The sequence below is a fragment of the Pelagivirga sediminicola genome, from assembly GCF_003072125.1.
Lineage (GTDB): Bacteria > Pseudomonadota > Alphaproteobacteria > Rhodobacterales > Rhodobacteraceae > Roseovarius > Roseovarius sediminicola.
Map to the genome: position 1 here is coordinate 23,685 of NZ_QCYH01000001.1, position 26,482 is coordinate 50,166.

At 60.7% G+C, this 26,482-nt stretch carries 17 protein-coding genes; 11 read left to right on the forward strand and 6 right to left on the reverse strand.

Annotation, left to right across the window (positions count from 1 at the left end; genetic code table 11):
• Positions 1 to 73 precede the first annotated feature (73 nt).
• Together DC366_RS00080 and DC366_RS00085 are read left to right on the forward strand one after the other, a co-directional pair.
• Entirely contained in the window at positions 74 to 3,952 is a 3,879-nt protein-coding gene (locus DC366_RS00080; RefSeq protein ID WP_133176143.1) for a hypothetical protein, read from the forward strand.
• Positions 3,953 to 3,955: 3 nt separating this feature from the next.
• Positions 3,956 to 4,876 (forward strand): phage exclusion protein Lit family protein, encoded by a 921-nt coding sequence (locus DC366_RS00085; protein ID WP_108690173.1) that lies wholly within the window; start codon positions 3,956 to 3,958, stop codon positions 4,874 to 4,876.
• 149 nt (positions 4,877 to 5,025) lie between these two features.
• On the opposite strand, the gene DC366_RS00090 is transcribed toward DC366_RS00085, so the two are convergent.
• The gene (locus DC366_RS00090; RefSeq protein WP_108690174.1) at positions 5,026 to 5,493 is read right to left on the reverse strand and encodes a very short patch repair endonuclease; all 468 of its coding nucleotides are present in this window, start codon (positions 5,491 to 5,493) and stop codon (positions 5,026 to 5,028) included.
• Positions 5,494 to 5,528: 35 nt separating this feature from the next.
• Here DC366_RS00090 and DC366_RS00095 point away from each other — a divergent pair, with 35 nt between their 5' ends.
• From DC366_RS00095 to DC366_RS00115, 5 genes are read left to right on the forward strand one after another with little or no spacing between them, the layout of a single operon-like run.
• Complete coding sequence (locus DC366_RS00095) at positions 5,529 to 7,157, forward strand: DNA cytosine methyltransferase (RefSeq protein WP_243404985.1); 1,629 nt, start codon at positions 5,529 to 5,531, stop codon at positions 7,155 to 7,157.
• The gene (locus DC366_RS00100; RefSeq protein ID WP_108690175.1) at positions 7,157 to 8,656 is read left to right on the forward strand and encodes an ATP-binding protein; all 1,500 of its coding nucleotides are present in this window, start codon (positions 7,157 to 7,159) and stop codon (positions 8,654 to 8,656) included. Before DC366_RS00095 ends, DC366_RS00100 begins: the two co-directional genes overlap by 1 nt.
• On the forward strand, positions 8,653 to 11,379 hold the full coding sequence (locus DC366_RS00105) for a Z1 domain-containing protein (RefSeq protein ID WP_108690176.1): 2,727 nt from the start codon (positions 8,653 to 8,655) through the stop codon (positions 11,377 to 11,379). The genes DC366_RS00100 and DC366_RS00105 overlap by 4 nt, the downstream gene beginning before the upstream one ends.
• Entirely contained in the window at positions 11,372 to 12,385 is a 1,014-nt protein-coding gene (locus DC366_RS00110; protein WP_165802815.1) for a PD-(D/E)XK motif protein, read from the forward strand. Before DC366_RS00105 ends, DC366_RS00110 begins: the two co-directional genes overlap by 8 nt.
• Positions 12,369 to 14,441, forward strand: coding sequence for an AIPR family protein (locus tag DC366_RS00115; protein ID WP_108690178.1), 2,073 nt, complete (start codon positions 12,369 to 12,371; stop codon positions 14,439 to 14,441). Before DC366_RS00110 ends, DC366_RS00115 begins: the two co-directional genes overlap by 17 nt.
• A 166-nt stretch (positions 14,442 to 14,607) precedes the next feature.
• Here DC366_RS00115 and DC366_RS00120 read toward each other — a convergent pair whose 3' ends face one another.
• The 3 genes from DC366_RS00120 to DC366_RS00130 all read right to left on the reverse strand — a co-directional run bounded on the left by DC366_RS00120 (position 14,608) and on the right by DC366_RS00130 (position 18,754).
• Positions 14,608 to 15,930: a tyrosine-type recombinase/integrase gene (locus tag DC366_RS00120; RefSeq protein WP_108690179.1), complete on the reverse strand. Its 1,323-nt coding sequence runs from the start codon at positions 15,928 to 15,930 to the stop codon at positions 14,608 to 14,610.
• A gap of 318 nt (positions 15,931 to 16,248) precedes the next feature.
• Positions 16,249 to 17,184, reverse strand: coding sequence for an aminotransferase class IV (locus DC366_RS00125; protein ID WP_108690766.1), 936 nt, complete (start codon positions 17,182 to 17,184; stop codon positions 16,249 to 16,251).
• A 175-nt stretch (positions 17,185 to 17,359) separates the two neighbouring features.
• The gene (locus tag DC366_RS00130; RefSeq protein ID WP_108690180.1) at positions 17,360 to 18,754 is read right to left on the reverse strand and encodes a M20/M25/M40 family metallo-hydrolase; all 1,395 of its coding nucleotides are present in this window, start codon (positions 18,752 to 18,754) and stop codon (positions 17,360 to 17,362) included.
• Between the two features lie 262 nt (positions 18,755 to 19,016).
• Between DC366_RS00130 and hemA the strand changes: the two genes are divergently transcribed.
• From hemA to ispG, 3 genes are all read left to right on the forward strand, one after another.
• Entirely contained in the window at positions 19,017 to 20,240 is a 1,224-nt protein-coding gene (hemA, locus tag DC366_RS00135) for a 5-aminolevulinate synthase (RefSeq protein ID WP_108690767.1), read from the forward strand.
• 112 nt (positions 20,241 to 20,352) lie between these two features.
• Positions 20,353 to 21,609 carry a helix-turn-helix domain-containing protein gene (locus DC366_RS00140; RefSeq protein WP_108690181.1) on the forward strand — a complete coding sequence of 419 codons (1,257 nt, stop codon included), beginning with the start codon at positions 20,353 to 20,355 and terminating at the stop codon, positions 21,607 to 21,609.
• Between the two features lie 77 nt (positions 21,610 to 21,686).
• Positions 21,687 to 22,814, forward strand: coding sequence for a flavodoxin-dependent (E)-4-hydroxy-3-methylbut-2-enyl-diphosphate synthase (gene ispG / locus DC366_RS00145; RefSeq protein WP_108690182.1), 1,128 nt, complete (start codon positions 21,687 to 21,689; stop codon positions 22,812 to 22,814).
• 30 nt (positions 22,815 to 22,844) lie between these two features.
• Here ispG and DC366_RS00150 read toward each other — a convergent pair whose 3' ends face one another.
• Both DC366_RS00150 and DC366_RS00155 read right to left on the reverse strand, forming a co-directional pair.
• The gene (locus DC366_RS00150) at positions 22,845 to 23,621 is read right to left on the reverse strand and encodes a DsbA family protein (protein WP_108690183.1); all 777 of its coding nucleotides are present in this window, start codon (positions 23,619 to 23,621) and stop codon (positions 22,845 to 22,847) included.
• A gap of 29 nt (positions 23,622 to 23,650) precedes the next feature.
• Positions 23,651 to 24,985: a M48 family metalloprotease gene (locus DC366_RS00155; protein ID WP_108690184.1), complete on the reverse strand. Its 1,335-nt coding sequence runs from the start codon at positions 24,983 to 24,985 to the stop codon at positions 23,651 to 23,653.
• 199 nt (positions 24,986 to 25,184) lie between these two features.
• Between DC366_RS00155 and DC366_RS00160 the strand changes: the two genes are divergently transcribed.
• The gene (locus DC366_RS00160) at positions 25,185 to 26,411 is read left to right on the forward strand and encodes an N-acetylmuramoyl-L-alanine amidase (protein WP_108690185.1); all 1,227 of its coding nucleotides are present in this window, start codon (positions 25,185 to 25,187) and stop codon (positions 26,409 to 26,411) included.
• Positions 26,412 to 26,482 lie beyond the last annotated feature (71 nt).

The window sequence follows — 26,482 nt, forward strand, 5'->3', positions numbered from 1 at the left end:
TTTACACGCCGGGTTGCCTCGTGCTTTTTGTAATTTATGGGTTTATCGGCCTTTACAAAGTGAAATGGGGTAGATGAAAGAAGAAGTTCATAGCGCGAGCGAAAAATGGAGAAGATCACGCTCTGGCGCTTGGGCTGGACGCGGTTTTCATTACCAGCATCTCATTTCAACTTTACTCCTAATTCGTCAGTGGGCCGGACTTGCCCCATCTGGTTTCCTCGTGCCCGAAGGTTTGGACGACTGCGTCTTGGAGCTTGGAGATCGTGACATCTGGCTTCAGATAAAATCACGCAAGGACGGTGCATTCAACGACACAGAAGTGCAGACGTTTCTGACCGCTACCCGTGCCAAGGTCGCGGCGATCAAAGGTGTGAAGGAAAATCACGCCGCCGTTGTTCTTGAGCATCCGCGGACCGGTCACATTGAGGACGGGATCGACCAGATTTTTGCCGGTGAGAACCCATCCGTGTTTTCTTGCGCCGAGCCGGGCGAAGAAGGTGTCAAGCTGCTAACGGCAAAGCTCGACACAGCGGAAGTCATTGCCGGCGGCATTGTCAGTGATCTTTATAGGCTGGTCGCCGAGGCGTCGCAGGAGAACGCGTCCTTACCCTTTGAAGAACGACGGCGGATATCTACCACCGAGATTGAACGCCGCATCTTTGAACGTTTGGAGGCCGAAGATCCTTCCGCGATAAACCGCGCCATGGCATCCGGCGCTCTGGAGCCGGTTGATTTCAGGAGCGCAATCAGCGAGCCGGCGTTCTATCAAGGCGTGAAGGTCCGTCCTGGGCATGTCGCAGCCGGGCTTGTGCTTGATCGCCCAGATGACTCGGATACCGTTATCTGCGCGCTCAGGCGGCGACGGCATGTTCTCATATCGGGTCCATCAGGCGCCGGAAAATCCGCGCTCATGTGGCTGTCCGCCAGCCTGCTTGCCGGCGAATTCAGATGGTATCAGATCACTGCACGAGCTGTTGCCGCTGACGCCGATGCCATCATTCGCTTTGTACGTGCCCGCCTCCCCAACGAAGACGCCCCGATTGGTTTGGCGTTCGATGATGTGAGTTCTGTCAACAATGACCTGTGGGACGTTCTCGTCCGCGAGCTGAGAGGTATTCCTGCAGTCTATTTTCTTGGCTCGGTACGCCAGGAAGATGTCTCCCTTATCGCCAACCAGTCAGATACGGAGTTCATAGGTGTCAGCCTTGATGAAGAGCTGGCCGAAACTGTGTGGCAGAAGCTTCACGCTGAGAGGCAGACCAGCTGGGAGCACTGGCGAGAGCCGTTCGAGCAGTCCGAAGGCCTCATGCTCGAATATGTACATGTGCTGACGCAGGGCCGGCGGCTTCAGGCCGTAATCGATGAGCAGGTGCAGCAACGACAACAGGAAAAGCGGACCGACGAACTGGCAATTATACGAAGCTCAGCGGTGATTTGCGCGCGTGGCGGAGAGGTACGGGCAAGCAAGCTGTTTGAAGTGCTCAATATGAAACCTGACGATGCCAGCCGAGCGTTGTCCAGGCTTCTTGACGAACATCTGGTGAGAGAAAGCCGTCCCGGTGTGCTGGGCGGCCTGCATATGCTCCGCTCTCAGGCTCTCGCCAAGGCTTCACATGACGAGGCGGTATTCCTGAGTAATGATTCTCTTTGGCAAAGCCTGCCGGCGGTGACCGGCGAAACCGTGCCATTTACCGTTCAATCAATTCTTGCGGAAGCTCGGGATGAAGATGAGACTGCGGCGTTGCGCAAGCTCGCGGAAATACTTGGCGCCGACACAGACGTCGATACATGGACAGGCATACTGACCGGGCTGGGGCTAGCTACCCTCGAACGTCGTGTCAGTTCGTTTATGGATGTTCTTACGCAGCACGGGGTGCAGCGCGCTCAATGGTCACTTGCTTCGATGTTCGGCGATCCGGGTATCGACATTCCCGAGCTCTCGGACTTTGAGCAGTGGCAAAGTATCCGGGACGCTGTACTTGCCTTCCGTGCTTTGCCGAAGGACGATCTGCGTCCCGCATGCCTTGAGTGCCTTCCCGCTGGAAGCGTTGTGCCTTGCTGCCAGAATCTGCAGCAAGCCAACAAATTCCTCTCGTGCCTTACGCCGATATGCGGGGGAGACCCCGTCCCACTAACAATCGCACCTGACTTTGTTGGCGACGGAGAGCAGGATATTGGCCAGGTTGCGTCCTTGCTGTCTACGGCCTATCTGATTGGGCCCGGTGTGGCTGAACACCTAGTGCAGGCGTTTGGCGGCGAGCAGGTCCTGTTCGAGTGGTTCCGGTCTCAAACGCCATGGATTAACACGCCGGCGGTCGAGCCCAACGGATCGCACGGACGCACGGTCCGATCAGACTGGCACTATGTAGCTGAAGTCGAACAGCCTGACCCGCATGAAACCGTCTGCAGCATTTGCGAGACATTGATTGCCATTTCACCGGGCTCAGATGCCGCGGCATCCGACGCAGTGAATCCGCAAGGCCGGCCGATTGCCGTCGGTGGTTTCAGACCATGGTCCAAAAATATGCCGCGGTCGAATCTTCCCGCAAAAGCGCGCGTGGCCTGGAATGTGGCGTTCCGGCAAATACTGCTGGCCAGATCAGCCTCTGACACTCTCACCGACTACACCCGGCAAATGGCTGGGCTGGTAAAGCGAACCGAGAAGGTCTTTCGAACCTTCACCGAGAAATGGATCAAGGGAAAAAGTATCGCAAATGCGGAGGCGCTGGCCGAGGAAGTCAATGAGATTATAGAGGCGGTCAATGCTCTTGCTTACGCTACGCCCGAAAAACCCACATCCGAAATGACTGTCCCGGCGGCAGGTGCAGGGGAGGACGATACACTTGGCGCGCTGCTTACCGGCGTACTCGGCAACCTCATGAGAAGGATGAGCAAGGTTCCTGGAGAAGGAGCCAAAGGCGCAGCTACCTTCGCCGGGAGCCTTGCCGCACAGGCGCATAACCACGGGCAGTCAACCATATGGCGGACAAATCCAGAGCCACCCCTTCGTGAGCTCGGCGCTTTGGGAGAGCGTCTCGGCGATGTTGCCAGCATTCTGCACGAAATGGCGCATGACAGTGGCCAATCATCAATTCAGGGAATCGTTCAGGCTGCGCGGAAAGGCAGCCTCGGTAAGGCAATCCGTGCCGCCGCTCGGCGCTGTCAATCTCTTGCCGAACAGCGGTTTCGCCAAAGGCTGCAGGACCTGGAAAGTGCCCTCAAGAACGAAAGGTGGAATGCCCGGTGCTGGTCGCGGCCAACTGACGAGGTGGACAGTGTGTACTGGCCCGCCCGGGAGGTGGCGATTCTTGTCGAGATAACGGATTTTGAAACGGACGCAGGATATATCGAAGCCTCTCTCGCCGCGGCACAGGATCACCTCCGAACCGACTGGCGCTTCAGAGTTGTGCCCGTCATCAATATTTATGTCGTGCCGGCCTTGGCCGTTCTTCCGTCCTCACATGTGCCGTTGCCGGATCATGACTTCGCGAAGGACTGGCGGGATCTGATCGACCGTCCGTTCCTCTCGCCGGAAATCGTCGATCGGTTTGACGAGGCGTTGACAGCCTGTACCCAACTATCCGGAATACTGGCCTGCCGCGACCCCGAGAACCTGCACCCGGATGAACAAGAAGTGTTTTCGAAGTCCGTTGAATCGTTCGAGCGCAATCGTGACCATGTCGCTGAGGCGGCTGAAACGACGGGCGCCGAGCATCTGGCATTGGCATGCAGCTATCTGAATGAATCCTGGGACCAGGTTGTCCATGAGTTTGAGGCCGCAAAGGCCGGGCAGCCCGTTTCTCAGCCGCTCTGCATGAATGCCCATCTCGCGCTTGCCGGGCAGACGAATGATCACACAATGGACCTTGCCGCAGTGCGCATCTTTATGTTGCAGGCTGAGTGCATGAGCACGGCTGCGTACGCTGATACTTCGTCGACACGAGCATTATGACCGATGGGATGCTCGCCGTCGCCAGAAGAAATCGTTGCCGCCCATATGGCGGGGGCCGTACCGGAACGCAGTGATGAGATAAGGGCTTTGTGGATACGGTATCACCCGGAAGTCATCGTAGCTCAGGATGCGAAGCACATCACGCTGAATGCAACCAAAGACCGGATCAAGTTCGATGCGAAGACGATGGACGTATTCTGGCTTATCGGCTTCAGCGGCTGGCGGGCCATCGAGTGCTATTCGCCCCATGTCACAGTATCAGCCGTCTCAGGCCAAACGATCGAACGGATCATTGCGGACGATGAGGGGCTTGCCGAGATTGAGTTTGCATACAAGGAGCGGCGCGCCGCTGCGCAATCACTGATCGACGCCACTGACCAGGCAACCGCACCATGGCCGCCCGACTTGCCGCGGCCGAACTCCAGTCGCGACGCTGCCTGTGATCCTCAATACAAGGCTGCTTTCGATCTCACTTGCCTCGCCGTAGCGTTCACGCTGTTCCATGAATTCCGCCACGTCATGCTCGATCGGGACGAACAGCGTCCGCAGGATCTAAGAGAAGAGGAACTCGCATGCGATGTCTGGGCGCGTGAATTCATGACCGCCAAACTCGCAGCTTATGCGCAATATCACGGCCATGACTATCACGAGGTATTGCGCAAGCGCTCAATGGGCTTCGCTCTTGCAGCCCTGATACTCCATGAGATCACTCCGGTCTGGGATCACGGCGGCAATAATGCCTATTTTTCGGTAGGGACCCGTCTGCAGACAATCATCGAGAACACGCCGCTTCCCGACGACGACCATTTCTGGGTGCTCGCCGCTTCATTGCTAATCGGGATATTTCGGCAGAAGGGGCAGTCGATTTCGGCGCCGCCCACGAAGCCTCGCTCGCTCACGCGTCATCTTTTGGCAGGTCTGTAGGCGACCGGAATGCCGGCCCCGATAATGCGTCCGGCGCGGTTGGTCGAGAGCCGCAAGACTACTCCCCGGCAACCATTTGCCGCAAGACCCGTCGCGGTGGAACCTTCACCTCTTCACGAGCCTTTAGAGCACTGGTTTGGTGTCGAAATTCAAAATCTTTTCGGAGTGCTGCTCTCCGGAACTTCCAGTAGCGCATTGTCAGTTTTCAACCAACTGGCAACCCGTGCCGTCGCTTCAGCGACTTGATCCGGCTTTCGCAACGCGCATTCCCATACCGTGGCCACACGCCATCCCGCCTCAGCAAGAGCCTCCCGAACCTTCTGATCACGCGCGACATTGGCTGCGAACTTAGCTTGCCAGAATTCGGGGCGGCTCGCCGGGATGGTCGCGTAGCGGCAATCTTGGTGACGATGCCAGAAACAGCCATGTACGAAAACGACAGCGCCGAACTTGGGAAAGAGCAAGTCGGGACGTCCGGGTACATCCCTAGCGTGCAGGCGGTAGCGCAGGCCAATGGCATGCAGCGCGCTGCGCAGCGCCTTCTCGGGCTTTGTATCCTTGCCTCTGATCCCGGCCATCATCCGGGAACGGGTTGCCGTGTCCACGATATCAGCCACAAGTCACCTGGCCATTGATTTCACAAGTGTTATACATGTTTCAGTACGCATTCGGAGGGTTCGGCTTGTCTTCCAGTATTGGCATCGTTGATCTATTTGCAGGCCCTGGAGGGCTTGGCGAAGGCTTTTCCGCCTTTCATGATAAGTCTGGCTTTCGTCCATTCTCGATTGAAGTATCGATCGAGAAGGATTGCGCGGCACATGCAACGCTTCTGCTGCGCAGTTTCTTCCGAAAATTTGGTGGCAAGCCTCCCGCAGAATATTACGAGTTCCTCAACGGCAGTGAAAGTGAGCCGGACTGGTCGCGTCTCTATCCGAATCAGTGGGAGGCCGCGAGACACGAAGCGCGCTGCATGGAGCTTGGCTCGGAGCCGACCAGCCAGTTTCTGGCGTCGCGCATCGCGGAAATCCGAAGACACTACGGCGACCGTACCCTGCTTATCGGAGGTCCGCCCTGCCAAGCATACTCGCTTGTTGGTCGCTCGAGAAACGTGGGCATAGCCGACTATCTGCCACACAAGGACGAACGTCATTTTCTCTATCAGAAATATGTGGATGTCCTGCGAGAGCTGGAGCCTGCAGCCTTTGTGATGGAGAATGTGAAGGGGATGCTGTCGTCTGCAATCCAGGGTGATCGCATATTTCACAGGGTGATGGCCGACCTCAGATCGGCTGCGGGACCTGATAGCTATCGCCTCGTGGCTCTTGCTCCAGGAGGGAAGATGGCAGATCGCGGCAGGGAGGTTGCGCCGCAGGACTTCATTGTTCGGATGGAGGATCATGGCGTGCCACAGGCCCGCCATCGCGTCATCATCATCGGATTGCGTCACGATATTGCGGACAATCTCCGCGACGGCGTCCTCCCACGGCTGTCGCCCTGGAATCCGTCAGTCACGGTTGGGGATCTGATCGGAACGATGCCGCGGCTGCGCAGTGGTCTCAGCCGAAACGACAATCCCGATGCGTGGCGAGAGGCCATTCTGAACGCAACGGATACTGTGACCCGGGAAGCTGCTGGCGTTCCCGAGGAATTCAGAGATGAATTCGCTGCCGCTGCATTGGAGGCAGGTACAGCGCTCGAGGCGACGCCCATCCTGAAGCGCTCGGCTGACCACGGAACAGGCCTGCCGAACTCGTGCCCTACCTGGCTGCGCGACTGGCTGATCGATGCCAATCTCGAACGACTCCCCAACAACGAAACACGTGGCCATATGGCGAGTGACCTCGCACGATATCTGTTTGCCGCCGCGTTCGGACGTGCAGCTGGACGTTCGCCCAAGGCATCGGAATTTCCCACGGCGCTCGCGCCGAACCACAGAAACTGGGGAAGCGGAAAATTCGCGGACCGTTTCAGGGTGCAGATCGCGACCAGACCGGCAAGCACGGTAACCAGTCACATCTCGAAGGACGGCCACTACTTCATTCATCCCGACCCTTCCCAGTGCCGGAGTCTGACGGTCCGGGAAGCGGCGCGACTTCAGACCTTTCCCGACAACTATTTCTTCAAGGGGAATCGGACGCAGCAATACATTCAGGTCGGTAACGCCGTTCCGCCATTTCTCGCATTGCAGATTGCAGAATGCCTCTGGGAGATCATCGGCAAAACCGAGGGCGGTACGGAAGGCGTCGCCGATCTACCAGTGCAGGGGACGATCGAGAGTTGATGGCAACAGATGATCTGAAAGCGGTCCTGAGGCGGGAAAGGGTTCCCCCGCGTGCCTCCCTCCTCATCGAGAGCATGAGGGATATCGGCTATTCCCTGCAGACGGCGGTTTCCGATGTCATCGACAATTCCATCACGGCCGGCGCGAGGAACATCGAACTCCTTGCGGATACGACAAGCGATGTTCCCGCTATCGGTCTCATCGATGACGGCTCGGGCATGTCTGAGAGTGAGTTGCTCGAGGCGATGCGTCCCGGAACACGCAGCCCGCTCGAAGATCGGCCAGATCATGATCTTGGCCGCTTCGGACTGGGCCTGAAGACGGCGTCCTTTTCGCAATGCCGAAGGCTGACGGTGGTTACGCGCAAGGCCGGGATCACCTCCTGTGCCGCCTGGGATCTCGATACCGTTGCCGAGACTGATGAATGGTATGTGGAGTTTCCGGACAGCACCGCCGGCACCCCTTGGGCAGACCGGCTCCAGCAAGACGGCACGCTCGTGGTCTGGGAGAAACTCGATCGCCTAGTTGACCCTAGGAACGAGGCCGACAGAAGAAACCTTGTTCGACAGATCGATGAGACAGCATCCCACTTGGAACTCGTGTTTCACAGGTTCCTTGCCGGGGAGCCGGGTCTGAAACGTGTCTCGATATTCCTGAATGGCCGCAGGTTGAAGCCATTCGATCCGTTTCACTCCCGCCATCTGGCGACGACATTCGGGGACGAGGAGGTGTTCCGTCTCGGTGACGGGGAGATCCGCATCCAGCCCGTGACCCTCCCGCACCACAAGAAGGTAACGGCCGATGAGTGGAATCGATATGCCGGCCCTGAAGGGTACATCAAGAACCAGGGGTTCTATCTCTACCGTGAGAAGCGTCTAATCATTCACGGAACCTGGTTCAATCTGGCCCGGCAGTCGGAATTGACGAAGCTTTCCCGTGTCCGGATCGACATGCCCAACGGCATGGATGCCGAGTGGAAGATCGATGTCAAGAAGGCGTCCGCCCAGCCGCCGGCACCAGTTCGAGACCGGCTTCGCAGGATCATCGAAGTCATCGGGGCAGGCTCAAGGCGCGCCTATACCTCACGCGGACGGAAACTGGTCAGCGATAATCGGTTGCCTGTCTGGACGAGAAGCCAGGACAAGAACCAGATTTCCTATGGGCTGAATCCGGATCATCCGGCATTCAGTCATTTCTCGAACACCCTTGGCGATGAGCAGAAGCGGGAGTTTGCCCGGTTGCTTGATTTAATAGCATCGACAATTCCAATTGATACGTTCTTTGCCGACGTCAGCTCCCATCCGGAAAGTGTGTCCACAAGGATGCTGGATGAAGAAGCATTCGCGGGCCTTGTCACGCAAACCTACCTGACCCTGAAGTCCGGTGATTTGTCCGACGATGATGTTCGGCTGATGATGTCTTCCGCCGAACCATTTCGCTCGAACTGGAAGGCGGCAGAAGAAGCCATTAGCGTTCTAGCGAGGGGTAATGAGGGATGAGCAACGAACTGCGGGATCTCCGCGACATGGTGGGCGCCGTTCTCGCGAGGCGGCTGCCAACGCCCGACATGATCCGCGAGCAGATCGAGCACGTCCGGAAGCTCTTTTCTTCCGTGACCGACGAGCAGGCTGAAGCGCTCGCCATGGAATTCGAACATGTTCATGGCGTCACCATGGACATCGGTTCAACGCTTGAAGATCCCGGCTTCGAGAAATGGCTCGATGATGCACGGTCGGAGATCGACTTCTTTTTCTGGGAGCGTTATCGGCGACTGCTCGCCGAACGAGGTTTCTCCGGCCAGGTACTTGCCACGCTGGACAGCGTGACGGATCGCACCCTCGGCCTTCTCGAAAACCCGAAGAAGGAGGGAAAGTGGGATCGGCGGGGAATGGTCGTCGGACACGTCCAGTCCGGCAAGACGGCGAATTACATCGGTCTCCTGTCGAAGGCGGCGGATGCCGGTTACGAGGTGATTATCATCATCGCCGGAATTCATAACAATCTTCGCAGTCAGACACAGTCGCGAATTGATGAGGGGTTCACAGGGTTCGACAGCTCCAAGCTACAAATGAATCGCCACGGGGCCGAGAGCATCATTGGCGTCGGACGCTACGATTCCAGCCGACGGCCGAACGCCTTCACCAATACCCTGAGGGACTTCAACAAGCAGACCGCCACCAGCATCGGCATTCCGCTCGAGAACCTGAAACAGCCGGCGGTTTTCGTGATCAAGAAGAATTCAAGCACGCTGAAGAATCTTCTCGAATGGCTGAAGGAGCACAATGCAAGGAGAGGAACGTCATCGATTAGTGCCCCCATGTTGCTGATTGATGACGAGGCCGACAACGCGTCAATCAACATCAAGAAGGGAAACGATGAAGTGTCGCGGATAAACGGGCAGATCCGCCAGTTGCTCGATGTCTTCGACCGCAGCTGCTACGTCGGTTACACCGCGACCCCCTTCGCGAACATCTTCATCGATCCCGACAGCGACGACGAGATGTTCGGCGCAGACCTCTTCCCCCGAGATTTTATCGTCAGCCTCGATCCGCCGGACAACTATTTCGGCGCCTCCCGGGTTTTCCTGACCGATCCGGATGATGCATCCGGAACGTCGGTCGTGCGCCATATCGAGGACAACGAAGACCTGCTGCCCCTGAAGCACCCTAGGACCCACGTCGTAGCCGGACTGCCCGAGAGCCTCGAAAATGCGGTCAGATCGTTCATCGTCGGACGCGCCATTCGCCTCGTTCGTGGGCATGAACGGGTGCACAATTCCATGCTGGTCAACGCGTCGCGCTTCACCGATGTTCAGCGCCAGCTGCGCAATGAAATCCACAATCGCATCAACACGATCAGAGGCAACATTCGGGTCAATGGCTCCAGCCCGGAACGGGAGGCGCTCCGAGATCCGGAAATCGGAGCCCTGAAACGCGTGTTCGACGCTGAATTCGCCGCTTGCGGGGTTTCATGGACGGAGGTGCAGAACCGCCTCTGGGACAGTATCAGCCCGATCAACGTGGTCGAGGTAAACAGTCGATCGTCCGATTCCCTCGACTACGACGCGCACAGGAGAACCGGTCTGAACATCATCGCAGTCGGGGGATTCTCCCTTTCCCGCGGCCTGACGCTGGAAGGGCTCATGGTCAGCTATTTCCTGCGAAACTCGATGATGTACGACACGCTGATGCAAATGGGACGCTGGTTCGGTTATCGGCCTGGCTACGATGACCTCTGCCGCGTCTGGATGCTGGAGGAAGCTGAGGGCTGGTACGCGCATATCGCTGAGTCGATCGAGGAATTGCGCGATGAGTTGCGCCGCATGGAGGCCGCGAATGCAACTCCGCGGGAGTTTGGCCTCAAGGTACGCAGCCATCCCGACACTCTCATCGTGACCGCACGGAACAAGATGGGGTCCGGGGAACGCCTGGTGGTTTCGATCGGGCTGGCCAATCAGTTTGTCGAGACTGCGATGCTTCGTCGGGATGATAAGAGTCTCAAGGCCAATCGCAAGGCTGCCGTCGACCTCGCAAAATGCCTCAGATCAACTGGACATGCGCCCGAGACGGGAGAAGACATCGGGGGTGGCAAGCTTGTCAGGCAGGTTTCCGTTTCTCATGTGATCGACTTTCTGGCGGCCTTCCAGAATCATCAGGGCTCCTTCCTGACCGAGACGGATCCCATTCGGAAATATATTGAAGATCGAATTGGGACCGAATTGTCCGAATGGGACGTCTTCTTCTCGGGCCTGCGTCGCGCGACCGAAAGATCACTCGTCGACGACAGTCTCGGCTTCAAGATCATTTGTCAGCGCAGGGCGGCCGGCAAAAGAAGTGATGACAAGACACTGCTCGTCACCGAAAAGCAGCGTGTCTCGTCGCGCGGGATCGAGGCGGTCGGGTTGACCGAAGACGAAGTATCCGCGGCGAGAAAGGGGTACCGCAATGAGACCGACCCGCCGCGTTCCAGTGATCGCCTGAACTATCCCGACCGAATCTATCGCCGCGTGCGAAAGCGGCCTTTGCTGGTTGTGCATCTGCTTGCCATTGGTGAGGAAGACGAGGATCTGAGCAAATCCGATCCCGTGGTAGCATGGAGCATAAGCTTCCCGCGTACCGATCATGAAGAGAAGAAGGTCGAGTACGTCGTCAACACGACTTGGTTCCGCGAGAGGTACCAGGAAGAGGAGGACGAGGACGAGGCAGAGGGTGACGATGACTGAAGCCGCCGATCCCTGGAAAGACCTGTCACCGCCGGCGCAGTCGTCTACCGCAAGTGGCCGTCGTGTGGATCCGGAGTTGCAGTGGGGTCTGTTCTGGGCCGTGGACGTCGATGGCAGCTGTCTTCTCATCTTGCAGCATGCGCCGGAGAACCGGCCCAGGAACAAGCTGCCTAACATGCGAGGTCTCGGGATCGAAACGCGCCTGCCGCAGGGCGGGAGCCATGCGCTTCTGGTCATACGTCTCAGGGACAATGAGCAGCGGGAGATCTTTCATCGGTTGTGCCTTGATATCATCGCGGCAACCCGTCTCGCGCGCTCCGAACAGGACGCCATCGAACGGTTCCTCGCCCGTACCTGGCGCTGGCACCGGCTTCTGCGCGGAGGCCGAGACGAGAGGCTGTCCGACGAAGAGCAAAAGGGCCTGATCGGGGAACTCCGCTTGATGGGGCAGCACCTGTTTCCATCAATCGGCATCGACGCATCCATCAGGTCTTGGACGGGGCCTCTTGATGCGCCAAAAGATTTCGAGGTTGGACGTGTCTGCATCGAAGTGAAGGCGCGACGGGGTGCCGCTACTCCCTTTGTCTCCATCTCGACTGAGCACCAGCTCGACACAACCGGGGTCGATGCCCTGTTCCTGAATGTTGCCGAGGTGACCGGTACTTCCGAGGATGATCCCAAGGGGCTTTCGATGACGGATGTCGTGCAAAGCGTTCTGGATGAGATTCAGGCGCACGGCCCTTCTATTGTTGATCTGTTCGAGGAAAGATTGCTCGCGGTCGGGTTCGACTGGGCAGACGACTACTCCGACAGGAAATGGCTCATGGGCCCCGACCATCTGTTCGAGGTGGTCGGGGACTTTCCGCGGATAACGCCGGACATGTACCCCGCTGGTGTCACCAGCGTGCGATATTCGATCGCGCTTCAGGATTGCGAGGCGTTCCGGACCGATCACGCTCGGATGACATCGCTGTTGGCAGGAGGCACGAATGGCGATCGGCGTTGACGAATTTGCAAAGGATTTCTTCCAGGAAATCCTGAGCGAGGCAGATGCCGCCGGCCAGTTCGTCGAAACCGTCTTCTTCGAGAAGTTCTGCACTTTCCTCACTGACGCCGGTGAACTCGATACTGCTGACAGGGCCGATTATCGCGGTCCTCCGAACAGCGGCATACGCGTCGACGGCTACGGCGGAGATCCCGTGAACGCGTCCGGAACGCTCAGCCTAATCATCGCCGATTTCCATCAGTCGGCACAGATCGGCCGCCTCATCCAGACCGAGATGAACGCGATCTTTCAGAGGCTCTACAAGTTTCTGCAAAGAGCGCTGGATCCAAAGTGGCGGAATGCACTCGAGGAAACCAGCCCTGCTTTCGGTCTTGCGGATTTGATCGCTCAGCGCTGGAGCAGGATCACTCACATCCGCATGTTCCTGATTAGCAACCGCGAACTCAGCGACCGGGTCGAAGGTCGAGAGGCCGACAAGATTGACGGGAGGACCGTTACCTACAGTGTGTGGGACATCAAGCGCCTGCATCGTTTCGCGACGGTGGGACACGGGCGTGAGGAGATCGAGATTGATCTCGAGAAGGATTTCGGCGGTGTGCTGTCCCTATTGCCAGCCCACCTTTCTGCCGATGAATACGAAGCGTATCTGGCCGTCGTGCCGGGCCAGATGCTCGCATCCATATATGATCGGTGGGGGGCGCGGCTGCTTGAACAGAACGTGCGGGTATTCCTTCAGGCGCGCGGCAATGTAAACAAGGGCATAAGAAACACGCTCGAGAACGACCCCTCAATGTTCTTCGCCTACAACAACGGCATCACGGCAACTGCGGAGGCCGTCACAACCGAAGAGCGAAACGGACTGCTCGTTCTGACGGGGGTTCGAAACCTGCAGATCGTGAATGGCGGCCAGACAACGGCGTCGATTCACATGGCCATGCGCAACAAGGTAGATCTCTCCAAAGTCTTCGTGCAGATGAAGCTTTCCATCGTTGATGAGGAGCAGACCGAAGAAGTCGTCCCGAAGATATCCGAGTTTGCCAACAGCCAGAACCGCGTGAACGCGGCTGACTTCTTTGCCAACCATCCCTTCCACGTCAGGATGGAGGATTTCTCGCGCCGGATCTATGCGCCTTCCCCGGATGGTACCTTCCGCGAAACCAGATGGTTCTATGAACGGGCGCGAGGACAGTTCAATGATGCGCGTTCAAGGCTGACACCAGCTCAAAGGAAGAAATTCGATCTGGAGCATCCCCGTGCGCAGCTGTTCTCCAAGACCGACCTCGCCAAATTCCTCAATGTCTGGGAGCAAAAGCCGGACAAGGTGAGCCTTGGGGCACAAAAGAATTTCGCCCACTTTGCGCACGGAATTGGTCAGGCTTGGAAGAAGAACGACGACAATTTCAACGAGGCCTTCTTCAAGGAAGCCGTGGCCAAGGCGATCGTGTTCAAGAGCACGGAAAAGATCGTGTCCGATCAACCGTGGTATGAAGGCGGTTACCGCGCGAACATCGTCGCTTATGCAATCGCCAAGATGGCCCGTGATACCGAAGAGATGAAGCGCGTTGTGGACTTCCAGTCGATCTGGAACAGTCAGTCCATCTCGGCGGCGATGGAGCAGGCCCTTGCGCAGGCAGCGAGAGAAGTACACGATATCCTGATCGATCCACCGTCCGGGATCCGAAACATCACCGAGTGGGCCAAGAAGCAGGCGTGCTGGGATCGAGTGCAGAAGATGAGTATAGACTGGCCCGAAAGCTTCCTTGAGGAGCTCATTTCCCGCGAGGAGCAGAAGGATCGCAAGCGCGAAGGCCGCAAGGATCAGAAGCTTCTCAACGGAATAGAGGCACAGACTGCCGTTGTGAACGCAGGTGGCTCCTTCTGGCAGCAGGTGAGGGAATGGGGCCTTGGCCGCAGGCTCCTCTCGGAGCGTGATATCGGTGTATTGACGGCCGCAAGTCGGGTACCGGAGAAGTTGCCAAGCGAAAAGCAGGCTGCGCTTATTGTCGACATATATTCGCGCTTGAAACTGGAAGGCTTGGATCTGGATATTCCGTAGTGAATATTTTCACGTCCGAGCTTTCAACGCTATTGTCCCAAATCAATCATCGCTAGTTGTCATTTTTGATGGCTATCATGGACATAGGTGCCAAATCTGGCAGGTAGGATGGAATGTTGCGAAACCTTCACCAGGCGGGCGATCGGGCCGCTTTGGTTTCGCCCATCTAAAGTGCTGGTCGCGATTCCGTGAGCATTTGATCGATGGCGCTTTTCCGGGACTGGCGATCCAGCGTGTAGGTGTTGCGCCTGAACTCGACCCCTTCGAGCAGAGCCTTCACGTAGCCGGACACGGTGTCTGCAGCCATGATCAGCGTGGAGTCGAGTGTGTGGACGTACTTGCTCGTGACCGACCCCTTGGCGTGACCAATCAGGGCGGCGATCGTGATCTCGGTGAAGCCCAGATCGTTCGCGATGCTCGCGAAGCTGTGCCGCAGTACGTGAGGCGTCACGTCCCACAGCGGCGTGTCCTTGAACAGTTTCTTCCAACTTTGCGGGAAGTTGCCGACCGCGTTGTCGATGCCCTGGCCGGGAAAGACGTACGTTCCGGTTCTGTGCGGTCGTTCCTTCTCCAGATATTCCACCACCGGAAGGCCTACCGGGCGAACCGAGGAGCCTTCCTTGCTATCGACCAGTCGCAGGCAGCTACCCTCAAGATCGACCTCGCTCCATTTGAGGTTGACGATCTCTCCGCGCCGGCAGCCGGTCAGCGTAATCAGCCTGAGTATCTCGGCATGTATCCCGTAGCGGTCGCTTTGCTGAGCCTGACGAAGGATGTCTCCCAAAGTACGGTACTCAGCTTCGCTGAGGCGACGGTCGCGAACCTGGTATTTCGGCTTGCGGAGGCCATGGGTGGGATTGTGCTCGATCACCCCAGCCTCGACTGCGTATGAGAAGATGCCACCAAGCAGACCCATCGTCCGGATCGCGGTGCCGCGGCCGCCGCGGACGATGGCCTTGCCGCGGAGCTTTTCGGTCTTCATGGTCACGCGGGTCTTGCCGGCAATGATGTCCTTCATCAGATTGTTCATGTCCGGCTTGGTGATGTCCCGCACACGCCGTGTCCCGAGAAGGGGAATGATGTGCCTGCGGATACGGCCGACATCGGTGGCGATGGTGGTGTCCTTCTTTGGCCGGCCGCCTTTTCCCAGGATGAGACCAGCTTCCATGTCGGCGATGTACTGTTCGCAGAGCTGCTTGATGGTCAGCGCCTTGCGATCTTCCTCGCGTTCTTCAGCAGGATCGCCGCCATGAGCGACCTGTCCGAGCAGGGCCTTGGCTTCGCGGCGCGCAGTCTCGGGTGCCCATACGCCGTGGAGGCCGATCGTGTAGCGGCGCGATCGGCCACGAGACCGATACTGGACGATGTAGCTGCGCTTGCCGGAGGGATAGACGCGAAGACCGAAACCTGGCAATTCGTCGTCCCAGACGACGTGACCGTTGCTCTGCGGCTCGACGGTCTCTACGAACCGTTTGGTCAGTTTGGTCATGCTCCCGTCCCTCGGAGGCCCCGATTTCGAGTAAGCACCACGCAAGCACGCGGGCGGAAATCAAGGCGTATTCTCGGATAGAGACTTCGGAGCTCCGATTCTGAAAATCAATCCATTTCAGATAGTTAGCGTGCTCTGGCGTGCCCTATCGTGCAATTCGGATAGGTCCTTAGACCAGCTCCGAAGGCAGAGGCCTCAGGTTCGAATCCTGATGGGTGCACCATTCAAGCGGTTTTTGTCAGATGTCAGGCAAAACCGTTTTTTCTGTCAGATCATCACCCAAACTACACGCAAACGGCTGGTTTGTGAGAAACCATATCAGGGATAACGGATCGCTTGCCGGAAACGATCATTCTCATGCATCCGCCAATACGCTTCGGTGATCTCGTTGGTTAACGGGCCGACTGATCCGGTTCCAATGGAAGTTTCATCGATCTTGGTGACGGGCATGACGCCACCAGCGGTTGAGGTCACGAACACTTCATCCGCCGCCCTCAATTCGCTTGGTGCCAGATCATGCGCCGCACAGGTGATCTGAAGCTCGGCACACAGATCAAAGATTGTTTGGCGCGTTATCCCCATCAACACCCCGGACTTGGGCGTAGAAATTTTACCATCTTTCACGGCGAAGACGTTGAAACCGGGACCTTCCGCAATGTTTCCGTTGGCATCCAGAAGAATGGCGGTTTCGGCTCCCTGTGCATAGGCCGCATACAAACCTTTGACCAAATCCAGCCAGTGATAGTTCTTTACAGTTGGATCAACGGAGCTGGGTGGAATGCGGACAAACTCGGTGATGGCTGCGTGCAAGCCACGGCTCATCTGTTCCGGGTTGGCAACCGATCCAAATGGAATTGCGAAGGCGATGAAGCGGTTGACAGCATCGCGAGGATCGCGGCTGAATGTCGGCGATGTACCGCGTGTGCAGATGAATTCGACATACGCGTCCTCGAGACCTGACAGAGCCACGCAATTGTGCAAGATCTCGATCACTTCTGCACGGCCGAAAGGGATCGACATGTGCAGTTTTTCCATCCCCGAGAAGAAGCGGTCAAGATGATCATCAAGCCTGAAAAATGCTCCCTTCCACACATGCACAACATCGTAGGTCGCATCTGAATGGAGGAACCCGTTATCCAGCACCGAAATCTTTGCCTCGCTGATGGGAAGATATTGGCCGTCCATGAAGGCAATGCCGGGAGGGTAGGTTGCCGGGTCAGAATGACAAGCGGACAGCGCGGGCATTTTGGTCATGTCGTTCGTCTCCAATCATCGGAAATTTAGATATCGCGTCCTCTACAGAGCAATGAGGGTGTGGGATGTCCATGCCATATGCGCCCTGTCATTTGTGACATAGATTATCGCGTCAAAGAGCTACGACATCAGACAGTTGCGCGCAGCGAGGCCGCTCCGCGATGGCCCGCCATCGTCATTCTTTCGCGCCGGATAACGCATCAAGGATGCGCGCCCAGCTGCGCGTGCCCTTGTGAAAGCTCTCCATGTCGTATTTCTCGTTCGGGGAATGGATCGCGTCGTCATCCTTGCCAAAGCCGATCAGCATCGCGGTCATGCCCAGGATCTCGCCGAAATGCCCGGCGATGGGGATCGAGCCGCCGCAACCGACATAGGCCGCGTCGCCCGGCCATTCCTCCGACAGCGCGGCGCGCGCCGCCTCGAAGGCGGGATCGGAGATGTCCATGATCCCGGCGCGGCTGCCCCCATGGGCGGTAAACGCGGCGCTGCAATCGACCGGCAGCGCCGCGTTGACATGGGCGCGGAACGCGTCGCGGATGGCGTCCGGATCCTGCCCCTCGACCAGGCGAAAGCTGATCTTGGCGCTGGCCTGGCTGGGCAGCACCGTCTTGAACCCGTCGCCGGTATAGCCGCCCCAGATACCGTTCACCTCGGCGGTGGGGCGCGACCAGATCATCTCCAGCGGCATGCGCCCGTCCTCGCCCGCGGGCTGGCTGAGGCCGACATCGCCCAGAAACTGCGCGTGATCGAAGCCCAAGCCCTCCCACTGCGCGCGCAGTTCGGGCGAAAGCTCGGGGATGCCATCGTAAAAGCCGGGCAGGGTGACGCGCCCGGTGTCGTCATGCAGGCCCGCCAGAACCTTGGACAGAACGCGGATCGGGTTGGCCGCGATACCGCCGAAAAAGCCCGAGTGAAGATCCTTGTCGGGTCCGGTGATCGTCACCTCCTCGCTGACCATGCCGCGCAGCATGGTGACGATGGCGGACGTTTTCGACTGAAAGAGGCCGGTATCGCAGATCAGCGCGATATCGGCGCGCAGTTCCTCGGCGTTCTCCTGCATGAAGGGGATCAGCGAGGGCGAGCCCGATTCTTCCTCGCCCTCGAAGAAAAAGGTGATGCGGCAGGGCAGGGCGCCATGCACCTCGCGCCAGGCGCGGCAGGCCTCGACGAAGGTCATCAGTTGGCCCTTGTCGTCGCTCGTGCCGCGCCCGCGGATGACCTCGCCCTTGGGGGTCTGCTCGACCGCCGGATCGAACGGATCGCGCGCCCACAGCTCCAGAGGATCGACAGGCTGCACGTCGTAATGGCCGTAAAACAGCAGATGCGGCGCGCCGTCGGGTGCGTCCTGGCCCGCATGGCCGACCACCATGGGATGCTTGGGCGTTGCGCGCTTTTCTGCCGCGATGCCAATGCTTTGCAGATCGGCCACCAGCCAGTCGGCGGCATCCTGACACGCCTCGGCATAGGCCGGATCGGTCGAGATCGACGGGATGCGCAGAAACTCCAGCAGCCGCGCGGTGGCGTCCGGCATTTGCGCATCGATACGGTCCAGAACGGCGGTCAGGGACATGGGGCACCTCGGATTTTTGATATCTGGCGCAAACCTAACAGCACGCGCCGGACTGTCCAGACGGCGGCACGGCCACAGGTGGAAAAGCACCGTTTCGCTTGATGCACATCAAGGCATGGCGCGGCAATTTGTAGCCTGTTGCAAGAAAATGTCGCGGACTATATCACGGAAGCGACACCTGAGAGGCAGCGCGACAGTGCCGCCGGGCCTGCCGTTGCTGCCGGGCCGCGACCAAGGAAAGGACCCTCCGTTGGATCAGCCTATCGATTACACGGCAAAGCTGGACGAGGCGCTGGAGCGCCTTCATGGCGAGGGCCGCTATCGCACCTTCATCGATATCGAGCGGCGCCGGGGCCAGTTTCCGCACGCCCTGTGGACGCGACCGGACGGAACGCAGACCGCGATCACCGTCTGGTGCGGCAACGATTATCTGGGCATGGGCCAGCACCCCGAGGTTCTGGCCGCCATGCATGAGGCGATCGAGGCCACCGGCGCCGGGTCGGGCGGCACGCGGAACATTTCGGGCACCACGGTCTATCACAAGCGGCTTGAGGCCGAGCTGGCCGATCTGCACGGCAAAGAGGCGGCGCTGCTGTTCACGTCGGCCTATATCGCCAATGACGCAACGCTCAGCACGCTGCCCAAGCTCTTTCCCGGTCTCATCATCTATTCGGACGCGCTGAACCACGCCTCGATGATCGAAGGCGTGCGCCGCAATGGCGGGGCCAAGCGGATCTTTCGCCATAATGACGTGGAGCATCTGCGCGAGTTGATGGCCGCCGACGATCCGGCCGCGCCCAAGCTGGTGGCCTTCGAATCGGTCTATTCGATGGATGGCGATTTCGGCCCCATCGAGGCGATCTGCGATGCCGCGGACGAATTCGGCGCGCTGACCTATATCGACGAGGTGCACGCCGTGGGCATGTACGGTCCCCGCGGCGGCGGCGTGACCGAACGCGACCGGCTGGCGCACCGGATCGACATCATCAACGGCACGCTGGCCAAGGCATATGGCGTGATGGGCGGCTATATCGCAGCCTCCGCGCGGATGTGCGACGCGGTGCGCAGCTATGCGCCCGGCTTCATCTTTACCACGTCGCTGGCGCCGGCCATCGCGGCGGGGGCGGCGGCCAGCGTCGCGTTTCTGAAGCGCGACGAGACGCTGCGCGAGCGGCACCAGACGCAGGCAAAGATTCTGAAAATGCGCCTGAAGGGCCTCGGCCTGCCGCTGATCGATCATGGCAGCCATATCGTGCCGGTGATCGTCGGTGACCCCAAACATACCAAGAAACTCAGCGACATGCTGCTTGAGCGGTATGGTATCTACGTGCAGCCGATCAACTTTCCGACCGTCCCGCGCGGCACCGAGCGGCTGCGCTTCACGCCGTCGCCTGTGCATGGTCCGGGCGAGCTGGATCATCTGGTCACGGCCATGGACCAGTTGTGGAGCCAGTGTGCGCTGAATCGCGCCGAACTGAGCGCATAGATCCCTAAATGGTGCAAATGTGCTTGCGGTATGCTAGCTTGCCTGAAAACAAAGGGCACGTTCGAATCGGGAAATTCGGACTGAGGCTAATCGACATTGAGGGGCAGTTTGCATGATTTTGCGTCGGTTTTCGCGAGGCAGCGCAACCACCGAATCAGAGCCGCGTGGCTTTGATTCCTTTGATTTGCGGCTTGGCGATCTCATGCGCGGAGAGCGTGCGACGATGGGCAAGTCCCTCCTGGACGTCGAACGCGAGCTGCGCATCAAGGCCAGCTATGTCGCCGCCATCGAAAACGCCAATCCCGAAGCCTTCGACACACCCGGTTTCATCCCCGGCTACGTGCGCTCCTATGCGCGCTATCTGGGCATGGACCCCGACCGCGCCTTTGCCACTTTCTGCAACGAAAGCGGGTTTTACACCGCCCACGGCATGTCGGCCGCCGCATCCTCGGTGCGGCGCAGCGATGCGCCTTTGGGCCGGGTGGCCGGACGGGGCGATGCGCGCCTGACCGCGCCGAGCACACCGTTCATCCCCGCCAGCGAAAGCATCCTGTCGCGGATCGAGCCGGGGGCCATCGGGTCCGTTGCGGTCCTGATCGCGCTGATTGCGGCCATCGGCTATGGCGGTTGGAGCGTGCTGAGCGAAGTGCAGCGCGTGCAGGTGTCTGCCGTGGAAAACACCCCCGACGTTCTGGCCGATCTGGACCCGCTGGCCGATGCCCGCGGCGGCGCGCGCGACACCGGCACGGACGACGTGGCCGCCGCGGGCGCCGGCATGACCGCGCCGGAAGGCGAGACGCTTGACCGGCTCTACCGCCCCGAGGCGCTTGACGTGCCGGTTCTGGTGGCGCGGGACGGACCGATCTCGACCCTGGATCCGATGCAGGGCGGCACGCTGCCCGGTGCATCGCGCGCCATCGCCGAGGCGCCCGCCGCCACGCCCGAGCCAAGCGCGATTGACGCCGCCATCGCCTCGGTCATCAGCCCGCAGGTCGTGGCCGAGGCGCCGACCGGCGTTCAGATGGTCGCGGTGCGCCCTGCCTGGGTGCGTGTGCGGTCCGCAGATGGCAGCGTGATCTACGAGGGGATCATGAACGCGGGCGACACCTATGACGTGCCGCTGACCGAGGTGCCGCCGACGCTGCGCGTGGGCGAATCGGGCGCCATCTATTTCAACGTCGCAGGGCAGCATTACGGCCCCGCCGGGCCGCGCGGCGCGGTCACCGCCAGCCTGCCGCTGGCGCCCGAGGGCCTGACCGACATGCTGACCGTCGCCGATCTGAGCCAGGATTCCGATCTGGAGCGCTATGTCGCCCAACTGGAAACCGCGCCCGAGCGTTTGCCGGGCGCGCCCGTCGTCAGCGATTGAATCCGGCGCCGGATCGTCCTATCTGACAAGGCACGCAAGTAGCTGGCGGCGTGGCCGCCGCAGGAAGGATTGCCGCAATGTCGCTGAACCCCATCCGCCCCTGGCGCAATATCGAGCGCCGCCAGAGCCGCCAGATCCATGTCGGCAGCGTTCCGGTGGGCGGCGGCGCGCCGATCTCGGTGCAGACGATGACGAACACCGCGACGACCGACATCGCCGGAACCATCGCGCAGATTCAGGCCGCGGCAGAGGCGGGCGCCGACATCGTGCGCGTTTCGGTCCCGGACGAGGCATCCTCCAGGGCGCTGCGCGAGATCGTCCGCGAAAGCCCCGTGCCGTTGGTCGCGGACATCCATTTCCACTACAAGCGCGGCATCGAGGCCGCCGAGGCGGGCGCCGCCTGCCTGCGGATCAACCCCGGCAATATCGGCAGCCCGGACCGCGTGCGCGACGTGATCCAGGCGGCGCGCGACCACGGCTGCTCGATCCGTATCGGTGTCAACGCAGGCAGTCTGGAACGGCATCTTCTGGAAAAATACGGCGAGCCGTGCCCCGACGCGATGGTCGAATCCGGGCTGGAGCATATCCGCATCCTGCAGGACAATGATTTTCACGAGTTCAAGATCAGCGTGAAGGCATCGGACGTCTTCATGGCCGCCGCCGCTTATCAGCAACTGGCCGAGGCGACCGACGCGCCGATCCATCTGGGCATCACCGAGGCGGGCGGGCTGGTCAGCGGCACGGTGAAATCGGCCATCGGCATGGGCAATCTGCTGTGGGCCGGGATCGGCGACACGATCCGCGTCAGCCTGAGCGCGGATCCGGTCGAGGAGGTCAAGATGGGCTTCGAGATCCTGAAATCGCTGGGCCTTCGTCACCGGGGCGTCAACATCATCAGCTGTCCCAGCTGCGCGCGGCAGGGTTTTGACGTGATCAAGACGGTCGAGGCGCTGGAGCAGCGGCTGGACCATATCAAGACGCCGATGAGCCTTTCGATCATCGGCTGCGTGGTGAACGGGCCGGGCGAGGCGCTGATGACGGATGTCGGGTTCACCGGCGGCGGCGCGGGGTCCGGCATGGTCTATCTTGCGGGCAAGCAAAGCCACAAGCTGAGCAATGAGCAGATGATCGACCATATCGTCGAGCAGGTCGAAAAGCGCGCGGCGCAGATCGACGCCGAGGCCGCGCAGGAAGCCGCGGAGTAGTGCCGCCTCGATGCGGGACGGCGCGCGGTATCAGTCGCGGATGTCGGCGACGATTTCCTGCATCCCTTCCAGCGGGACATAACCGCGCAGGATCTGGTCCTGCATGATGAAGGACGGCGTGCCCGTTATCTGCAGCGTCTCGCCCAGCTGGCGGTTGGCCGCGATCACGTCGCTGACGGCGTCGCTGTCCATCTGCGCGATGATCTTCTCCGCGTCCAGCTCCAGCGTCTCGGCCAGCCCGCGCAAGCCGTCAACGGACATGTCGCCCTTGAAGGTCATCATCGCATCATGCAGCGTTTTATACGGCTCATCGCCCAGCTCCTGCTGCGCGGCGATGGCAAAGCGTGCGGCGATCACCGATTGCTCGCCCAGGATCGGGAATTCCTTGATGATGACGCGGATATTGCCGTCGCTCTCGATCAGCTCCTCGACCTCGGGAAAGGCGCGGCGGCAATAGCCGCAGCGGTAATCCATGAATTCCACGATGGTGACGTCGCCATCCAGATTGCCGCCGACCCAGGACTGGCCATCGTTGAAGATCGCCTCGGAATTGGCGGCGATCAGCTCGCCGTCATTGGCAGTTTGCGCTTCCTGCTGGCGCTGCTCCATGACGGCGGCGGCCTCGAAGATGACTTCGGGATTTTCCAGCAGATAGGCGCGCACCCGTTCGCCGAAGGCCGCATCCTGTGCCTCGCTGTATTCGGGCGCGGGCGGGGGCGGCGGCGCAGTGTTGGGCGTGACCCATGCGGTCAGCGCGGCGCCTGCGACGATGACGCCGACTCCGGTCAGGATGGCGGTGCGGTTCATCTGGATAACTCCGTTCTGTCAGGGCCCGCTCATTTGCGGGCGGCTTTGGCGGCAGAAAGCACATCTTGGGCGCGTTGCCAACCACCCGACCCGTTCGGCAACAGGCCGGACGCGCGCTGTGCGTGGATTTCCGCGTCCTCCAGACGCCCGATCATCGCATAGCGCTCGGCCGTGACGAGCGAGGCCATGCCGTTCTGCCCGGACTTGGCATAGGCCACGGCCAGATCGCGCATGACGCGCGCATCGCGCCCGTCGCGGGCGCGCGCTTTTTCCAGTATGCTCAGCGCCTTGCCGAACTGGCCCTGCGCGACCAGCGCGCGCCCGTAGGAGCCCAGGATCAGCGGATGATCGGGCGCCGCGCGGGCGGCGCGGGCATAGGCATTGGTGGCCGCATCGAACTGCCGGCTCTCCATCAGGATCTGGCCGTGCAGTTCGTGATAAAAGGGATCGTCGGGGCGCAGGGCGATGGCGCGGTCCATCTCGGCCAGCGCCTTGTTGAGGTTGGACTGGCGGTGCCAGGCGATCGCCGCGCGCATATGCCCCACATCGGCAAAGCCCGACTCCCCCGCGCGCGACAGCGTCCATTTGCTATCGCGCGTGAACGCCGACAGCTTGCCCTTGGCGCGCGCGAACCAGTAAAGATCGGCGTTGCCCGGCGCGTTCTTGCCCGCGTAGGCGGCGGCCTGCCGCTTGAGCACGCGCACCCGGTCGGCCGACAGCGGATGCGTGCGCGCATAGGGATCCTGCCGCGCGGCCGAGAGCGCCTCTTGCCCGCGAAAGATGTCCATGACCGCCACCGCGCCGCCCGGATCGCGCCCGGCGCGCGCCATATAGGCCACCCCCGCGCTGTCGGCGCTGCTTTCCTCGGCGCGGGTATGGGCAAAAAACATCCGCTGCGCGCTGCCTTGGGCGCCAAGCGCGATGCCCGCCGCCGCCTGCGCATTGCCGGACGCCGCGCCCGCGGCCGCGGCCAGCGCAAGGCCCAGCCCCGCGGCCGTGCGCGCGTTGCGCATGTTCTGCGGGCGGCGCACCAGATGGCCGTTGGCGATATGCGCGGCCTCATGCGCGATCACCGATTGCAGCATTTGCGGCGTCTCCATCTTCAGCAGAAGGCCCGAATGGATGAAGATCGTATCGCGGTCCACGACGAAGGCGTTCAGCGTCCGGTCGTCGATCACCAGCACGTTCATGCGCGACGCGCTCAGGCCCGCCTGTTGCAGGATCGGCTCGGCCAGCTCCATCAGCGCATATTCGATATCCGGATCGCGCAGCAGCGACAGCGCGCGCGCAGGCTGCGCCCCGATCAGCGTGACCAGCGAGGCAATCATGAGCAGGCGGGTCACGATGAGACGGGCAGGGCGCATGGGCGGGCCTTTCGCGAGTGGCAGGGATAGATGCGGCGTCAGTGTAAGGACAAAGCGCGGCAGGCATCAAGCGGCGCCGGCCGCCGCCCGCGTTTTCGTGATCTGGCGGCGGGAAGGGCGGGACAGTGGCGCCGCGCGCTGTTATGATCGCGCGCAACGAAACTGCCGGGAAGCCGGCCAAGATTTTGGATCGAGCAGAATGTTGAGATGGACGATCGCGCTGATCGCCGCGCTGGTCGCGGGCGGTGCAAGCGCACAGGAGGGCGGCTTTGGCAGCCTCGCCCGGCTGAACCCCGAGGCAAGCGCCATTACCGCCCAGCGAGGCGAGGTGCAGATCCGCCTTTCGCTCAGCCAGGGGGTGCCGTTCCGCATCTTCACGCTGGACGCGCCCGAGCGGCTGGTCGTCGATTTCCGCGAGGTGGACTGGGTCGGCACGCTGGGGCCGGAACTGGTGCAGACGAAACTGGTGCGCACGGCGCGCGTCGGCGGATTCCGGCCCGGCTGGTCGCGCATGGTGCTGGAACTGGCGGGGCCCTTCGCGCTGGCCCATGCGGTGCTGAATACGGGTGCCGAGGATGGCAGCGCCGATCTGGTGCTGACGCTCGCGCATACCTCGGCCGAGGATTTCGCCGCAGGCGCGGGCGTGCCGCCGGCGCAGCCAGGTTGGGATCTGCCTAACCCGGCGGATGTGGCGCCCGCAGATGCGCCGCGCGGCGAGGGCGGGCCGCTGGTGGTGGTGCTGGACCCCGGCCATGGCGGCATCGATCCCGGCGCGGATGCGGGCGGCACGCTGGAGAAGGATCTGATGCTGGGTTTTGCGCGCGAGTTGAAGGAGGCGCTGCTGCGCGCGGGCAACACCCGGGTGGTGATGACACGCGAGGACGACAGCTTTGTCTCGCTGGAGCGGCGGGTCAGCATCGCGCACGGCGCGCGCGCCGATCTTTTCCTGTCGCTGCACGCGGATTCGCTGGGCGAGGGAATGGCGCGCGGCGCCACGATCTACAAGCTGGGCGCCGATGCCAGCGACGCCGCCAGCGCCGCGCTGGCCGAGCGGCACAACCGCGCCGACATGCTGGCCGGGGTCGATCTGTCGGGCACCGACGATGTCGTCGCGGACGTGTTGATGGATCTTGCCCGCATGGAGACGCAGCCGCGCGCGGACCTCATGGCGCGCGCGCTGGTGGTGGCGCTGAAGGATGCCGGGCTGCCGGTCAATTCGCGCCCCTTGCGCAGCGCCAGCTTTTCGGTGCTGAAATCGCCGGACATCCCGTCGATCCTGCTGGAGCTGGGGTTTTTGTCCAATGGCCGCGACCTGGACAACCTGACCGATCCCGAATGGCGCGCGGGCATGGCGCAGGCGATTGCCGATGCGGTCGGCGCCTGGACCATCGCCGATGCGGCCAATGCGCGGCTGGTGCGGCAGTGATCGCGGCCCCGCGTGGGCGGATACCGGCGCAGCGCTGGCGCGCTTGTGTTTTGACGGCAGGCGCGCGGGTG

Bases quoted from the DNA above. Each gene is read 5' to 3' on its own strand.
- DC366_RS00080 (WP_133176143.1), top strand. From the start codon at position 74: ATGAAAGAAGAAGTTCATAGCGCGAGCGAAAAATGGAGAAGATCACGC.
- DC366_RS00085 (WP_108690173.1), top strand. From the start codon at position 3,956: ATGGGATGCTCGCCGTCGCCAGAAGAAATCGTTGCCGCCCATATGGCG.
- DC366_RS00095 (WP_243404985.1), top strand. From the start codon at position 5,529: ATGTTTCAGTACGCATTCGGAGGGTTCGGCTTGTCTTCCAGTATTGGC.
- DC366_RS00100 (WP_108690175.1), top strand. From the start codon at position 7,157: ATGGCAACAGATGATCTGAAAGCGGTCCTGAGGCGGGAAAGGGTTCCC.
- DC366_RS00105 (WP_108690176.1), top strand. From the start codon at position 8,653: ATGAGCAACGAACTGCGGGATCTCCGCGACATGGTGGGCGCCGTTCTC.
- DC366_RS00110 (WP_165802815.1), top strand. From the start codon at position 11,372: ATGACTGAAGCCGCCGATCCCTGGAAAGACCTGTCACCGCCGGCGCAG.
- DC366_RS00115 (WP_108690178.1), top strand. From the start codon at position 12,369: ATGGCGATCGGCGTTGACGAATTTGCAAAGGATTTCTTCCAGGAAATC.
- DC366_RS00120 (WP_108690179.1), bottom strand. From the start codon at position 15,930: ATGACCAAACTGACCAAACGGTTCGTAGAGACCGTCGAGCCGCAGAGC.
- DC366_RS00125 (WP_108690766.1), bottom strand. From the start codon at position 17,184: ATGACCAAAATGCCCGCGCTGTCCGCTTGTCATTCTGACCCGGCAACC.
- DC366_RS00130 (WP_108690180.1), bottom strand. From the start codon at position 18,754: ATGTCCCTGACCGCCGTTCTGGACCGTATCGATGCGCAAATGCCGGAC.
- DC366_RS00140 (WP_108690181.1), top strand. From the start codon at position 20,353: ATGATTTTGCGTCGGTTTTCGCGAGGCAGCGCAACCACCGAATCAGAG.
- ispG (WP_108690182.1), top strand. From the start codon at position 21,687: ATGTCGCTGAACCCCATCCGCCCCTGGCGCAATATCGAGCGCCGCCAG.
- DC366_RS00150 (WP_108690183.1), bottom strand. From the start codon at position 23,621: ATGAACCGCACCGCCATCCTGACCGGAGTCGGCGTCATCGTCGCAGGC.
- DC366_RS00155 (WP_108690184.1), bottom strand. From the start codon at position 24,985: ATGCGCCCTGCCCGTCTCATCGTGACCCGCCTGCTCATGATTGCCTCG.
- DC366_RS00160 (WP_108690185.1), top strand. From the start codon at position 25,185: ATGTTGAGATGGACGATCGCGCTGATCGCCGCGCTGGTCGCGGGCGGT.